This is a genomic window from Microcoleus sp. OTE_8_concoct_300 (genome assembly GCF_031383065.1).
In the GTDB taxonomy this organism is placed as follows: Bacteria; Cyanobacteriota; Cyanobacteriia; order Cyanobacteriales; family Microcoleaceae; genus Microcoleus.
Window position 1 is genome coordinate 1 of the sequence record NZ_JANMZH010000762.1, and the last position, 14,300, is coordinate 14,300.

Genomic DNA, 14,300 nt, shown 5'->3' on the forward strand with positions numbered 1-14,300 from the left:
AACCAGCGGTCTGCCTTTTCCTCCTTTCTCTCGCAGTTTCCCGGTAAGCATATTACTGCTACTATGACCGTTTTGTTATTACAGCCGAGTGAGTGGGTCGCAACCATCTATATATTAACTCAAATCAACTCTATATGCCAATTCTTTCTATATTTTTGTTTGGCTTATATCCCAACACCGAACCGGGTACAGTTACGGTGTGGGACTTACGCCAATTGAGTTAAAAAATGTAACACAGATTCAGCCGATCGCCAACGGGGGCAAGCTCCTGCAGGCTCAAAGGAACTTGCAGCAGAGGAATCAGGCGTTAAGTTGACGGGGTTGTCGGCATCGGAAAGCTCGATCGACAAGGTAGAAGGTAAAATCAGGGCAAGAGTCAAATAGACTCTCAAAGGCAGCAGAACCGAGTACAATGGCTCTGTGTTTGAGGAAGAAATAAGACAAATCGGCGCCAACTACCGGACTCGACAAACAATTATTTCCCGGGCTGCAGAACACAAAACGATCGGTCAATATTTAGAAAAGCGGATTCACAGGTGAAACGAAGGTCTTTGCTATTGGGGGCCGCCACCCTAACTTTAAGTCAATTGGCGGCAGGCTGCGGCTCGAAGTCGATTCTCAAAATTCGATCGCTCAAAAACGGTATTCCGGCCCAACTGGTAAGCAAATTTAGGCGCGAGGTACAACCGTCTCCACTTTTGCAGGTAACGCAAGAAGGACAATTAAAAGAATTATTCGCCCTGTTGCAGGAGTGGAAGCAGGTTCCCAAATCAAAAAATCAACCTGACTTGGTGATGTTGGGAGATTACTGGCTGACTTTGGCAATTCGGCAAAAATTGATTCAGCCGATCGATCCTGCTAAGTTTGATAATTGGAAACAATTGCCCGAAAGGTGGCGAAATTTGGTAACGCGAAACGATGACGGTTTCTTAGATGCGAGAGAAAAAGTTTGGGGTGTACCTTACCGCTGGGGAACTACAGTAATTGCTTATAGAACTGACAAATTTAAGGCTTTGGGGTGGACTCCCAAAGATTGGAGCGATCTTTGGCGAGAGGAATTGCGCGATCGAATTTCTCTGCCGGATAATGCCAGAGAAGTTATTGGTTTAACATTAAAAAAACTCGGAAAATCTTACAATACGCAGCAATTAGATCAAGTCCCAAATCTCAAAAAAGAACTCGCTTCTTTGCACCGACAAGTTAAACTTTATAGTTCTGACTCTTACCTGCAACCATTAATTTTAGGCGATACTTGGTTGGCCGTAGGTTCTTCTGGGGACTTGCTGCCGCTGCTGCAAGCTCAAAAGGATATTGCTTTAGTAATTCCGGTTTCTGGAACTGCACTTTGGACGGATTTGTGGGTAGAACCAGCATCGGGGAATCCAGTTTCTTTAGTGGAAAAATGGATTGATTTTTGCTTGCAGCCTCGGGTTGCTCCTCAATTATCTTTGCTGGCTAAGGCTAGTTCGCCGATAATTGTCGGCATGAAACCCGAGGATTTGCCGTTGGCTATTCGCACTAATTCTGTGTTGTTGCCGGATGCTAAGATTCTTGCTGCTAGCGAGTTTCTGCTGCCGTTTGGGGATGCGGGGATTGCACAATATCGATCGCTCTGGCAAGAAATTCGGCAAGTAGTGCAAAGTTAAAATGTAGGATGCGTCAGCTCTTGATTTATCCATTATCCAGAAAATAACTCGCGGACGGGGCACCCTACTAAAGTTCCTTTCGCCTTCCTCGAAGACGCGGATTTGAGAGAGATTCTAAATCTATGCGACAAAAGCGCCGATCGTCCTCGCACGAATAAACTGCCAAAGCTGTGCCTTGACGGTTGCAAACTCGCACATTGTAACCGTATTCGCTGGCGACAGTGCCAAAGCGGTTGACAAATTGATAGCGTTCCATATAATCGAGCAAACTCCAAAGTTGGCGGTTGACTATGATAATTACCCAAGTATTGCCGGGATCGACAAACCAGCGATCGAGCAATTTTCCGCCAAAGAGTTTTTGAGCTAACCACAGACTCGGCACGCTTTTTTCGGCTTGGCTTAGCGGAGGATCCGGAAAATTAGCAGCGTTGCCAGTCGGGCAGATCGGCTGCTGGGAAAATGCCGCAGATTGTCCCCACAGCAAGGCTCTGATGCACGCGGAACCGCCAATCAGGAATAAAAATAAAGTTTTTGTCAGAATGCCGCGCCTGGGGCGGTAAACTTGATTTTTGTGGCGAAAGTTGTGGTAATTCATCATAATATTATTAGACAAGATTGCATAAATCATTCATTGATATAGAAACCGCAGATGTAAGGCAGATAAACACGGATTAACGCAGATAATTTTAAATTACTCGTTACTAGGCTGGAGCCTAGTAACGCAGATCCGGAGGCTCTGTCTCCATGTTTCTAAGCGAGGCAGAGCCTCTAGATTTAGGTTCCCAGGCTCCAGCCTGGAAGTTAATTTTATTATTCTTCAGTCTGCGGAGGCGGACATTATTTGTATAGTAGCGGTTTCAACCGCCGACTCTTATTGCTCTTATTGCTGCTGCTTTCATTGTTGAAATTCCGATCGCTTAAACAATGAAGCAGGCACAAAAGCAGTAAAAGTAGAACCGCAATCTAACTCGCTAGTAACTTCAATATCGCCACCCATCATCTGACAGAAACGCTGGCTGATAGTCAGTCCCAGACCAGTACCGCCGTACTTGCGAGTAGTTGAATTGTCAGCTTGAGTGAAAGGTTGGAACAGCCGCTCTTGCTGCTCTTTTGTCATGCCGATGCCCGTGTCCGTCACTCGGAAAAATAAAAAGTCTGAATCCAAAATTAACATTTGAGCAACTCTCGGTTGATATTTATTTTTTAATTCTTGACTTGTAATTCTTTCGACAGAAACTACGATCGTCCCATTAGCAGAAAATTTAGCAGCATTGCTGAGCAAATTCAAAATTACCTGCCGCACTTTCATCAAATCCCCGTGCATAGCGCCGATATTGTTAGAACTCAATACTTGCAAAGTATTGCGGTTTTTATCCATTAGCGGTTTGATGGTTGTTGCTACCTCCTCGATTAAGCCGCCGACATCGAAGCTTTCGAGGTAAATCTCCATCTTGTCCGCTTCAATTTTGGAGATGTCGAGAATGTCGTCTATCAGCCGCAGCAAGTGTTTGCCAGCAGTGCGAATTTTGTCTAAATCCGAGACTACCTCTAAGTTGCCTAACTCTTCGGCATCTTCCACCAGCATATCGCTGTAGCCGATAATCGCGTTCAGGGGAGTGCGCAACTCGTGGCTCATGTTTGCCAGAAAAGCACTCTTGGCGCGGTTGGCGACTTCTGCGGCTTCTTTGGCCAACTGCCACGCTTCCTCCGCGTCTTTGCGTTCGGTGATATCCCGCAGTGTCGCCACCACCGCTTCGACGCTGCCGTCTGTCCCACAAAGCGGGCTGAGAATGTATTCGTAGTCGCGGGTTCCCCAGCTTGCCGTGGGAACGATTACTTCGCCTTTCTTGGGCTCGGCTGTGGCAAATATGCCGTCGCATTCTTCGTGAACCCGCTGCATAATGTCTGGGGACCAGCCTAATTCCTGCCAGGTTTTGCTAATCATTTCTCTGGAGTCCATGCCGGCAGCTTGAGCGGCGGTGCGGCTGACATAAGTGTATCTTCCCGATCGATCTACTAGAAAAATTAGGTCGAGGGAGGCGCCGAGAATACCGTCAACTGTTCTGGCGTGTCGGGCTACCTGAGCGGTCATTTGTCTTACGGCTATGGCGCCACGGACTTTGGCGGCGAGTTCAAACTGCAAGAGTTCGTTAGCTTGTTGGAGGAATAGGGTGCGCTGTGCGACTTCTATTTCTAGTTCTGCTTTGGCTTTTTCTAGGGTGAGTTCGGCAAGTTTGCGATCGCTCACGTCTGTAGAAATTGTACCGACTGCATAAGCTGTGCCTTCTTCGTTGCAAAGGGGAAATTTGAGAGAAATATAAGTGTGCGCCCCGTCGTCTTGAGGGATGACTTCTTCCATGCTTAGGGGTGAGCAGGCTTCGAGAACTTTCAGGTCATTTTCTCGCAGGACTGCTGCTTTGTCTTGGGGAAAAATATCGCTGTCGGTTTTGCCTGTTATTTGCTCTTTTGTCAAGTGGAACAAATTGTCAAAATGGCGGTTTGTGAGCAGGTATTTTCCGTCAACATCTTTGATGTAAATCATTGCTGTTGAGTAGTTTAAAATCGCTTGCAGCAGTGCTTCGCTCTTTTCCAGGGCTTTTTGAGTGTTTTGGTGTTTGAGTATTTCTCGCTGCAAGTCCAAGTTGAGGCGATTTAAGTCTTGCCAAGCTTCCTGCACTTGATTTAAGGCGATCAGGCTTTTTTCTAGTTCTGTATGTACCGTCCGCGACTGCGTTGAGACGCAGTGTGCGGGCAATTCTCGGGGTGGGAAAGTTAGCGGAATTGGGAAATTGGCGATCGCCTGATCGCAGGCAAATTTTTTATATCGAAAATCTACCGTTAATTGACCGTCTAAACTCGATTTTTTTGGGAATAAATCGGGGAATTCGCCGAAATTTAAATTTTCAGAAATTAGCTCTAACTTCCGGGATCGCTGCTGCGGTTCGGCGGTGGAGTTAGATGCCCAATTCCCGTCTGCTGTTGATAAATCTGAGTCTGTGGGTTTGGCAATCCGGCGGGTGACTGCAACTGCCAAGGCGAAGGGGACAACGGCAGCCGCAGACAGTGCCAGCAGCAGCCAGTTGTTGCCCCACCAAGTTTCGATCGAGGTTTTGGGGATGCCCCGCACTAAAATTACAGGGGGTTTTCCGGCTAGATTATTCAGGGATTTTGCTGCTACTATATAAGTTTGATTCCCTATTTGTATTTGCTGGGCTACTGGTTTATTACTGGCTGAGAGTGCAGATTTTAGGAGAGATTTGTCGCTCAAGTTTAACTCGGGCAACCGTTGATTTTTCCTAATAGTTTGTCCACTTACCAAGACATATTTTCCCTCATCAACTGGTGCATAAATAGCGTAAAATCCGCCGACGAGTGAATTGACGGTTTCGCTACTGGCAACCATCGGGATTTTGCTCAGATTTGTTCCTAGAAATAAAGCAGCAATAACAGTCTGATTTTTTGGATTTTTTACGGGAATTTCTGCGTAATTCACAAGGACATATTCGCTCAATCCCGGTTGCAAAGTTGGCAATTGTTTCTGATTTTCCGATTTAGCCAGAATTTTGCTAGCCGTAATTGGCTCTTTTTTTGCTAATACTTGATAGGCTAGGTGGCGAGGATTAAAGTTTTGTCCCTCCAGGTTGAGATTAACGCTAACAATTATCTTCCCATCTTTCCCCACTAAAGCTGCACTGTGTATTGCTCCTGTTTTGACTTGATTTTCCAGTATTTGCTTGACAGGTTTTTCCAAATCTGATATCTTATTACCGCTATTGTAAGCTAAGGCTGTTTCGGCGATCGTTTTGCTGTCAGAGGAGTTTTGCAAACGCTCGGCGGCGCGATCGATTTTGAGATTATAGTTAATTTCACTAACGCTCAGCTCGGATTTAGCTTGATTTTGCAGTTGAGTGCTGCCAAGTGCCGATGTTAGCCAAAGTGCTGCTCCCGTTAGTCCGACTGGCAACATTGTTTGTAAAGCCAGGAGTCCGATTAGCTGTTTTCTGGTAATAGATAAGTTGTAGGTGCACGGTCTAAAAGCTGCTTTCAATCTTCTTTCGGAAGTCGCAACTTTAGTTTGTTGCAGACAATTTTGCTGGCTGTCGTTTAACTGAGTATGAGCCATAGTAGTAGATGCTGAATCCGTTGTAGATGACACGCGATAAATTAATCTGGAAGGCAATCAATTTTTGATTTTTGATTTTTGACTTCGGTGTGAGCGCGAGCGTCGAACCATTTTAGGTTTTATATCGAGTGCCGGTTAATCACTCATCATAAAGTGGTTGCCTCTCGCCGGGCCCAACAAAGCAAGAAAATGACTGGGGTATTCTCAAAGAAATCAATTTCTCGCTGTTCTATGAGATTGTCTTATTTAGTTGTTTTTACATCTACTGTCAGCTCCTATTTATATCGTTTCCGGTTGGATGGGAACGATCAAGTCAAGGTCAATAATTCCACATTCCCCAACGGACCACGGACCACGGACCACTCTCCATCATTCCGGTGTTACCGGAATTGATATTAAAGTTTGTTGCGAGCATCCCAATGAGTGCATTCACAGGATTGCGAGCCGGAGAGTACGAAGCGAGATATAAGCTTTGCTGTGCAGGATGCTCGCACTCCTCAAAAACGCTTTTTGCCAAATCGGGATGCTCCGGCCGACAGTCCCCAAGCTAAGTAGTTTTTCCCTCGACTTTATCGTAAATTCAGTTCAACCAAAGTTTAGCCTAATTATTGCAAAACTTAGATATTTATAAGCTTTACAGACAAATATAGAAACCTGTCTAGCAAGCCGTTTTGTAAGGAGTAATCCTTACCGGAGGTACTACTACCCCCTGTATCCCCTCTACAAAAGCGTTGGGGAATGCTTTTCGGACGATATTTAACGAACCATTCACATCTGCATTAATCAAAGTCCCGTTTCGGTTCCGAAACAGTCCCCTCTTAATTCCCCTGCTTTGATAAGAATCTTGTTTGTATAAAGGTTCGTTATCCCGAAAAGAACACTTAGATGTGTACTCTTCGGTTACTACCACGACATTGATTCCGACTGATTGGGCTTTATAAGTCAACATTTCAATAAACTTGGCATGGGGTATTGACACCATGTTTTGATTCGTTTTCTTGCCCAAATTTATCCCTGTTTGACCGCAGTCATTTTTGCCAATCACCAGTGTCTCTATCGAGTTGGCTGCTCGATGATTGATAATGGAGCGACTCGCGCTGTGCAAGTAATTATCTATCTTACAGTTGCGTTTGTAGGTTAACCTCCTTAAACGATGAGATGTCTTGATTTCCGGCTGCAATTTAAATTGCCGACTCGCCGTATTTTTATGATAGTAAACATTGATTGATTTGAGAGGCTTCCCGTTGATAATTAATGGTTTAAAGCCCGGCTGATTCTCCGTCAAAGTGGCATAATTGTTTAAGCCTATATCAATCCCTGCAATAGTTCCCGTGACGCTCCTCTCAAGGGAAACAGGGTTGAAGTAGACAATTTCTCTTCTGTAGTGGTAGATCCCAGGGACAATTCGTACTTGAGATAATTCTTTAACCTGTGTTGTCAATAAAATCTGCGTTTGAGACAGGTGTATTAAACCTTTTTTCAAGGCAGATTTACTGAGTGCTTGGGATGTATAGGTGATAACGTTGCGCCCGAGATTTTTGTGTTTGTACTTGGGAATTCTGGGCGCGGACTTAAATTTATCTGGATGTTGTTTGTATTCTTTGTTGGCTGCAAAAAAAGCTTGCCCACTTTCATGCAATCTCCACAATACTTGCTGAGAGAGTTGGGCGGGTAAAGCTGTATAGTCTGGGGTTCCCTGACATTGCTTTTGGATAGCGTTGTAGTTGAGATATTCTCCGGTTTTAAATAATTCTTGACGGATGATATAGTTAGCGTAGTTGAAAAGATTGTTCGAGAGAAAGCATAAGCTTTCTGCCTCTTTAAAAAGAGAGTGGTTTTTGTCAATAATATACTTTTCTACAAGCTGCATAAGGGTTTCTGGCTTGGGAATTATGTTGCCCCGGGAGTTAGAAGAAAGCCAAATAGATGTCTATAGATTACCATGTTTGACGATAAATTGAATGAATTTTTGTAATACGCTCGATCGACCTTTTCCCTGCTTCACCTTGTTTTCAATCCCACAACCGCCTACCTGCTTTACCGCCGAGTCGCTGGTGAGTATCTTTGAGCAATGTTGGGATGTCTAAGTTTTCGGGACACCTGGGCAAACATTCGCCGCAATCGGTGCAGCGGTTGCCTTTGCTGCCCGGAAACCAGTGTCCGGCATTTTCAAACATTGCATAGCGGTATTTGCCAAAGTCAACCATGTCGCATCCGACGGCGAGATTGCGAAGCCGCAATACTTCGGGAATGTTGATGTTTTCCGGGCAAGGCAAACAGGCATAGCACTGGCTGCATTTGTCGGTTTTCAAACTGGCTGCAATCACCGATTCTAGCCGATCGAACGCAGCGATTTCGGCCTGCATGAGGGTGCAGTCGCGATCGGCATATTTCAGAGGTTGCTCTAATTCGGTCGCATTTGCAGCCCCCACACTCAGAGTCCCAATCCTAGTATCGCTGAGTAAAAACCGATAGTTCAACTCTAAAGGCGAGAAAGGCGAGCACAATTGTGCGAGAGTTTCCGGGGGCGTGTAGAGTTGCCCTCCTTTATCGGCCGGGGAAATGATGAAAACGCCCATATCTTTGTGCTTGGCGAGTTCAATTGCCGGGGCGTTGCGCTGAAAAAAATAGTAATAATGCAGATTGACAAATTCAAACAAATCTGTATTTATTGCAGCCAAAATCAGATCCAGAGGCCCGTGAGTCGAAAAGCCGACGTGCCGAATGCGACCATCAGCCAGGGCGCGGCGGACAGCTTCCATGCAGCCTGTGGGATCTCGCACAATCGCCAAATGTTCCCAAGTATTCAAACCGTGAATTGCCAGACAGTCGATATAGTCTAAATTCAGGCGTTTGAGGGATGAGTCGATGTCGCGTTCCATTGCTGCTGCATCGAAGGTTGGGCAAATTTTCGTAGTGACGTGGAAGCGCGATCGATGGACAGACAAACCAGCCGACAGGGCCGCACCGAGATATTCCTCGCTGCAACCGTAACCCGCCGCCGTTTCCAGGTGATTGATTCCCTGAGACAGGGCCTGTTGTACAGTCTGACAGGCAGTTTCCTCAGAAGCCAAATAGCGCATGGTTCCTAAGGAAAATACGGACAGGTGCAAGTTAGTTTTGCCAAACCGTCGATAGCGCATACAATGTTAGGAAGTTTCGCCTGGGCTAAAGCCGCTTCTCTTGATCAAATCCTCGGGACGGAGGTTTGAGATAAATTCCCGGAAGGCCCGGCGTTCGGCTTCATCAGCATCTCGATCGACCGGTATGGAAGCATCGGCGACGACTTCTTCCATCACCCAGATGGGGCTATTCGTGCGCAGGGCTAGGGCGATCGCGTCGCTAGGTCGGGCATCGATCTCTTTTTTAACTTCTCCTTGACGGACGATCAGCACGGCATAGAACGTGTTATCTTGCAGCGAGTGAATAACTATGCGCTCCAAGGTAAGATTCCAGGCTTCTAAAAAATTGACCATCAAATCGTGAGTTAAAGGTCTAGGAGGCTTGTGACCTTCCAGAGAACTAATAATAGCCTTTGCCTGCTCCTGACCGATATAAATAGGCAAAGCGCGTCGCTCAGTAGCGTCTCTCAATAGGACAATAGGACTGCGCGTGGCTGCATCTAAGGCAATTCCAGCGACTTTCATTTCAATCATTCGATCGGCCTCATAGAATTAAGAAACTGTAAGGCAGTAGAGAACTTGGACATAAATATGACCTAAATCCAGTATGACTTGATCTTCGCCTGAATCTGCAACGAATCGTGGACTGTCGATTGGAGATTTGAGATTTGAGATGGACTCGAGTTGGGGTCGAGGGGGACCCCAAAAGCTGCTGCGTCTGGTTTGTGCGTGTGGTTTGATGTAAATAAGCGATCGACTACGGAAAAATACTTATGTTTACAGGACTAATTCAATCTCTCGGAAAGCTGAAGTCGCTAGGCAACGATTATTTCCAAATTTCCTGCACCTCCACCCACTCCTATCAGATTTTACAAGATTTAGCCATTGGGGACAGCGTAGCCGTGGATGGAGTCTGTTTGACAGTTGTGGAAGTTCTGCCACAAGGTTTTGTCGCCGTAGCTTCCCCAGAAACCCTGCGCCGCACTACTTTGGGAGGATTCCCCGATGCTTGGGTCAACTTAGAAACCTCCCTGCGCGCCGGTAGCAAATTGGGGGGACATTTCGTGACAGGACACGTAGATGCGATCGGCACTTTAGCGACATCAACCCAAACCGCCAACGCTTGGGAGATGCGGTTTACGGCCCCACCATCCGCCAATGCGGGATGGCAACGCCAAATCGCGCCTTACATTGTTTCCAAGGGCAGCATCGCCGTCAACGGCATCAGCTTAACCGTGGCAGATTGCGATGCTGACGGTAATTGGTTTGAAATTGCCGTAATTCCCCACAGTTTTGCCGAGACAAACCTCAGTTATTTGCAACCAGGAAGTTTAGTTAATTTAGAAGCAGATATTCTCGGCAAATATGTCGCCAAATTTCTCCGTAGTGGCTCAAAATCGCATCCCGAACCTTGGGAAGAAACCCCCGCAATCAACAGTTTGGGAACAATTACACCAGAATTCTTAGCAGAACACGGATTTATTTAATCGAAGGGTGCGCGCGGCACACCTTGCTAATATCTGAGATCTTGCACCATTCTCAATAAGCCTTTTACGGGCGGGCTCTGGGATCCACCCCACAATAAAACTCACTCTTTGTGGAACAGGCATCTTGCCTGTTTTTGAGTTGTAGAATGCGTCATCCGCGAATTATTTTATCAATAATTGACTGCTCAAAGCTGACGCACCTACTAACTCTTACTTCTCTCTCTGCGTTCTCTGCGTTCTCTGCGGTTCAAAAATCCAACTCTATTCCTCAACAAAATTGTTTTTCTCCCAAAACAACCCCGCAGCAATTCCCACCTGAGAAACTAAAAACAAAGCTGCAATTAATAGCTTTTGAATCCCCGGTGCATGGAACAATGGATAAGTTAGCAAATTCAGATAAAATGACGGATGTTGTAGTTTCCGATTAGCCGCACGTTTCGAGATAATTTGCTGAAACAAAAAAGCACCTCTACCATAATTGAATTGCTGTTGCCAAAATTTGCGTAGAGTTAGTGCGTGGGAGTGATAAACTGTAACTTCGGGAGCGTAGACCGCACCGTAGCCGGAATTGAGCCAGCGAAAGCAAAATTCCCGGTCTTCTCCAGCAGCTAGAGAAAAAGTCGTGTCAAAGCCGCCGATTTTTTGGAAAGTATCAGCGTCCAAGGCAAAATTGTTAGAAGTGAAAAATTCCGCGCGATCGCCAATAGCATTATAGTAACTGTAAAGGTAATCGATCAGTTGCTGGCTGGCAGTAGAATAGATGTTATCAGGCAGGGCGTTTACCGTTCGACCTCCGATTAAGCAGTCTGGTGTTTCCAAAAATCGATTTTCCAGATTTTGCAGCCAATCTGCCGCCACAGTACAATCATCATCTGTAAACACTAAAAATTTGCCTGTGGCGGCAAAAGCTCCAGTATTTCGCGCCGTTGCGGGGCCGGAGTTGGGTTGTGTTAGAAGTGTGAGATTTAGCTGATCAAGAAAAGGGGAAATTGTAGTTTCTACAGATATTTCCGTGCTGTCGTTGACGACAATGACTTGAAATTTATCGCGCGGATATTCCACTTCCACAAAAGACTGGAGACACGCCGCTAATTTATCGGGGCGATTGTAAGTCGGAACAATAATTGAAAATAGAGTTTTAGCTTGGTTCATGATTAGGGCTTACGCACTCCGAACAAAGAAACCTGGTTTTTTAACCGATATTGAGGGTTCTAAGCAAGTATTTGGGTTAAAAAACCAGGTTTCTGAACACCTGTTCGTAATTCCTCATTATAACTGATATATTTTAATTTTTCAAGCGATACAACACCGGCTCAGTATTAAAATCTTTTCCGAAAACTCGTTGCAGCGGGCCCTCGGCACTTGTCAGCAAAGATAGAGCTTTTCTGGTAGCTGCGTCTCTCTGAGTCAGGGGTCCGAATCCCACAGTCCTAATTTTATTTTGCCGGAGATTGTCAATCCATGCCGAAATTTGCTCGCCTCTAAAAGGCACATATAAAACTTGTCTGTCCAAATTTCTCCCGTAAAACAGGTAGCTGCGGGGACTTAAAAAGAAGCCTATTCTTTCATCGGGTACTGTATTTTTATCAATATACTCGTAAATGCCACGATACAGTTCTGTGCGAGCAAAATCTCGCTTTTCCCTCGCCACAAAACTAGCACTTACCATCAATGCTATACAGATACAAAATATCATTATGTAACTCGACTTTTTGAGGCTGGCCAGTAGATTTTTTAACCATATCAAACTAGGATGGTACTTAAATATAATCCCACACAGCAGCAGCAATCCAATATAAACTAACGAATATATTGCTAAATCTCGAAAACTGGAAGCTAATATTTTGCTCACTATATTGATAGCTTCCCCGAAATTAGATTTAAACGTGTCAATCAATCCGCTTCCCCAAACAATACTCTTTCCGGTAAAAGAAGCATTTTTAATAAGGTCAAAAATTGTGCTGCTAATAATGCCAGAAATACTGCCAACTAAAACAACTGCGACAACAACTTGATTTCGAGTTTTGAGCTGAGTAGCTGTAGCTGCGGCTGCTATGCCCAGCAAGCTTAAAAAGGGAAAGCCGTATCTGAGATTAAAACCGAGTAAAGGGCTGAGTTGACCGATCGACTCTCCCGCAGTACCGGAGGTGTAAGGTGTAATTAGATACAGAATTCCTGTGCTAGCGAGAAGTACAATTAATATAATATTATTTTGATTAATTATTCTGGTTTTACCTTCGATCAAAGCCAGAGGCGCTGCCAATACCTGAAGTGCGATCGCCATAAATGGCAGTTGCAATCTCAGGATGATTTGCAAGCCCAGAGTTTGCCAGTGGGAAATATTGCTGGGATTAAATTGAGCTGCTAAAGTGCTTTGCCAAGCCTTGAAAGACGGCGAAGCGGGCGGCGCAGGTAGCATAGGTGTGGGCTGCGGTACGGGAGGTGTGGGCGCAGGTACGGGAGACGGTAAGGGAACAGGCTGTAAGGGAACTTTAATATTGCTGGCATCGGCGACAGGATAATTGATGTGCAGCAAGTTTCTCGCATACCAAAAACCTCCTAAAAACAAGCAACAAGCTATGCCACACAGCAAGATTGGTTTGATAAAGTGGCGAATTCTAAAATTAGCTGGTGAGGAATTTTTCTTAAGGGCGAATCTTTTAATTTCTAATATTGCTAATCCTCCTAAAAGTGAGGCAGCATAGACTATTCCCGTGATTTTTATTCCGGCTAGCATTCCTGCGACTGCCAAAAATAGGGATAGTTCGGATTGCGAGCGGCTGCTATGATAGGATAAACCTAGATATAAACCTACTGTAAATATTGCAGCTAGCGGTAAGTCGGGGTGAATGGTGTTAACTTGGTTAATCACCATCGGTACTGTCAAGACTAAAGATGCTGCTGCCATACCGTGAATTCGGGTGGCTCCAAATTTTACGCTCAATAGATAAACGGCAATTCCTTCAAGTACCCACGCAATTAGCATGGGAAAAGCTGTGAGAAAATCTTCTCGGAAGGGGAGCAAACACAAAGCAGACAAAACGTGCCAATTGTAGGGATATACTCGTGCTTGCTCGTGATCAAAAATCCAATTGCCGGCGACATCTAATAATGTAAATGAATTGGTTTGATACCATCGGGCGATCGCAGGCAGGTGAAACCACAATGAGTCATAATTAGTTGTGGGTTTGGTTGCTAGAGTTTCCCACAGCACAAATCCTGCAAAAGCGGCGGCACCAATAATGAGATATTCGGATTGGCCCAGAGGTTGCTTGATTTGGGGAATCAGCAATTGCGAGAAGGTAAAAGCTGTGTGGTTTTTAGCATAAATGACGATTAAGCCGATCGCACAAATCAGAATTTCTACTATAATGACCGCAGAAATATTTAGTTGATCGGCACTTCCTAAAATCAAGCCGATACAAACTTGTGCAATGCTCCATCCCGTCAGGAGTACGAGGAGAAAATGGGGAAATGAATAGTTCTTGTTTTCGTTCTTATTCTCGAAGGCAAGAGACAAGCTTAAGGGAATGGGGCCGAATACAATAATCAGAAATAAAATTAATTCCCACAAATGCTGCGCTATTAGCATAAGCTGCAAGTTACCCATTTTTATTGGTTTTTCGTTCCCAGGCTTTTTCTGGTAAAGAGAAATCCATCGGATTTGATATCATATCATGTCCGATCGATTGACCATAATATCCCGGCCGGGCGGGTTTTTGAGATGGTCAATTATTGGCAGATATTGTTGGTGAACCCGCCCCTACCTGATGAAGGGTAATCGACCGGACATGATATCAACAAATCTTGCACCCTGCTCAGCAACAGGCTAGGAGAACCGATTCTACAAAGGAATGAGAATTAAATAACTTCCACAAGTTTGTGGGATGGGCGTCCCGCCCGGCCCAAAAGGACGGGCGGG

At 45.3% G+C, this 14,300-nt stretch carries 11 protein-coding genes; 3 read left to right on the plus strand and 8 right to left on the minus strand.

Features of this window, described 5'->3' with window-relative positions; genetic code table 11:
* Nucleotides 1-206: 206 nt before the first annotated feature.
* The gene (locus tag ACUVJL_RS33925) at nucleotides 207-380 is read right to left on the minus strand and encodes a hypothetical protein (protein ID WP_445249849.1); all 174 of its coding nucleotides are present in this window, start codon (nucleotides 378-380) and stop codon (nucleotides 207-209) included.
* Between the two features lie 40 nt (nucleotides 381-420).
* Between ACUVJL_RS33925 and ACUVJL_RS33930 the strand changes: the two genes are divergently transcribed.
* A complete protein-coding gene (locus tag ACUVJL_RS33930) occupies nucleotides 421-540 on the plus strand; it encodes a hypothetical protein (protein ID WP_333174654.1) in 120 nt (39 codons plus the stop codon).
* Complete coding sequence (locus ACUVJL_RS33935) at nucleotides 537-1,646, plus strand: extracellular solute-binding protein (protein WP_445249850.1); 1,110 nt, start codon at nucleotides 537-539, stop codon at nucleotides 1,644-1,646. The genes ACUVJL_RS33930 and ACUVJL_RS33935 overlap by 4 nt, the downstream gene beginning before the upstream one ends.
* Before the next feature lie 67 nt (nucleotides 1,647-1,713).
* Here ACUVJL_RS33935 and ACUVJL_RS33940 read toward each other — a convergent pair whose 3' ends face one another.
* The 5 genes from ACUVJL_RS33940 to ACUVJL_RS33960 form a co-directional block, all read right to left on the minus strand.
* Nucleotides 1,714-2,244: a hypothetical protein gene (locus ACUVJL_RS33940; RefSeq protein WP_445249851.1), complete on the minus strand. Its 531-nt coding sequence runs from the start codon at nucleotides 2,242-2,244 to the stop codon at nucleotides 1,714-1,716.
* Nucleotides 2,245-2,541: 297 nt separating this feature from the next.
* A complete protein-coding gene (locus tag ACUVJL_RS33945; protein ID WP_445249852.1) occupies nucleotides 2,542-5,802 on the minus strand; it encodes a PAS domain-containing sensor histidine kinase in 3,261 nt (1,086 codons plus the stop codon).
* A gap of 625 nt (nucleotides 5,803-6,427) precedes the next feature.
* Entirely contained in the window at nucleotides 6,428-7,639 is a 1,212-nt protein-coding gene (locus ACUVJL_RS33950; RefSeq protein WP_445249853.1) for an RNA-guided endonuclease InsQ/TnpB family protein, read from the minus strand.
* Between the two features lie 142 nt (nucleotides 7,640-7,781).
* Entirely contained in the window at nucleotides 7,782-8,912 is a 1,131-nt protein-coding gene (locus ACUVJL_RS33955; RefSeq protein WP_445249854.1) for an aldo/keto reductase, read from the minus strand.
* Nucleotides 8,913-8,918: 6 nt separating this feature from the next.
* Nucleotides 8,919-9,425 carry a bifunctional nuclease family protein gene (locus tag ACUVJL_RS33960; RefSeq protein WP_172185863.1) on the minus strand — a complete coding sequence of 169 codons (507 nt, stop codon included), beginning with the start codon at nucleotides 9,423-9,425 and terminating at the stop codon, nucleotides 8,919-8,921.
* A gap of 239 nt (nucleotides 9,426-9,664) precedes the next feature.
* Between ACUVJL_RS33960 and ribE the strand changes: the two genes are divergently transcribed.
* Nucleotides 9,665-10,378 (plus strand): riboflavin synthase, encoded by a 714-nt coding sequence (ribE, locus tag ACUVJL_RS33965; protein ID WP_445249855.1) that lies wholly within the window; start codon nucleotides 9,665-9,667, stop codon nucleotides 10,376-10,378.
* A 261-nt stretch (nucleotides 10,379-10,639) separates the two neighbouring features.
* Here the strand turns inward: ribE and ACUVJL_RS33970 are convergent, their stop codons facing one another.
* Both ACUVJL_RS33970 and ACUVJL_RS33975 read right to left on the minus strand, forming a co-directional pair.
* On the minus strand, nucleotides 10,640-11,530 hold the full coding sequence (locus ACUVJL_RS33970) for a glycosyltransferase (RefSeq protein WP_445249856.1): 891 nt from the start codon (nucleotides 11,528-11,530) through the stop codon (nucleotides 10,640-10,642).
* 133 nt (nucleotides 11,531-11,663) lie between these two features.
* A complete protein-coding gene (locus tag ACUVJL_RS33975; RefSeq protein ID WP_445249857.1) occupies nucleotides 11,664-13,988 on the minus strand; it encodes a hypothetical protein in 2,325 nt (774 codons plus the stop codon).
* Between the last annotated feature and the right edge of the window lie 312 nt (nucleotides 13,989-14,300).

Bases quoted from the DNA above. Each gene is read 5' to 3' on its own strand.
- ACUVJL_RS33940 (WP_445249851.1), bottom strand. From the start codon at position 2,244: ATGATGAATTACCACAACTTTCGCCACAAAAATCAAGTTTACCGCCCC.
- ACUVJL_RS33950 (WP_445249853.1), bottom strand. From the start codon at position 7,639: ATGCAGCTTGTAGAAAAGTATATTATTGACAAAAACCACTCTCTTTTT.
- ACUVJL_RS33955 (WP_445249854.1), bottom strand. From the start codon at position 8,912: ATGCGCTATCGACGGTTTGGCAAAACTAACTTGCACCTGTCCGTATTT.
- ACUVJL_RS33960 (WP_172185863.1), bottom strand. From the start codon at position 9,425: ATGATTGAAATGAAAGTCGCTGGAATTGCCTTAGATGCAGCCACGCGC.
- ribE (WP_445249855.1), top strand. From the start codon at position 9,665: ATGTTTACAGGACTAATTCAATCTCTCGGAAAGCTGAAGTCGCTAGGC.
- ACUVJL_RS33970 (WP_445249856.1), bottom strand. From the start codon at position 11,530: ATGAACCAAGCTAAAACTCTATTTTCAATTATTGTTCCGACTTACAAT.
- ACUVJL_RS33975 (WP_445249857.1), bottom strand. From the start codon at position 13,988: ATGGGTAACTTGCAGCTTATGCTAATAGCGCAGCATTTGTGGGAATTA.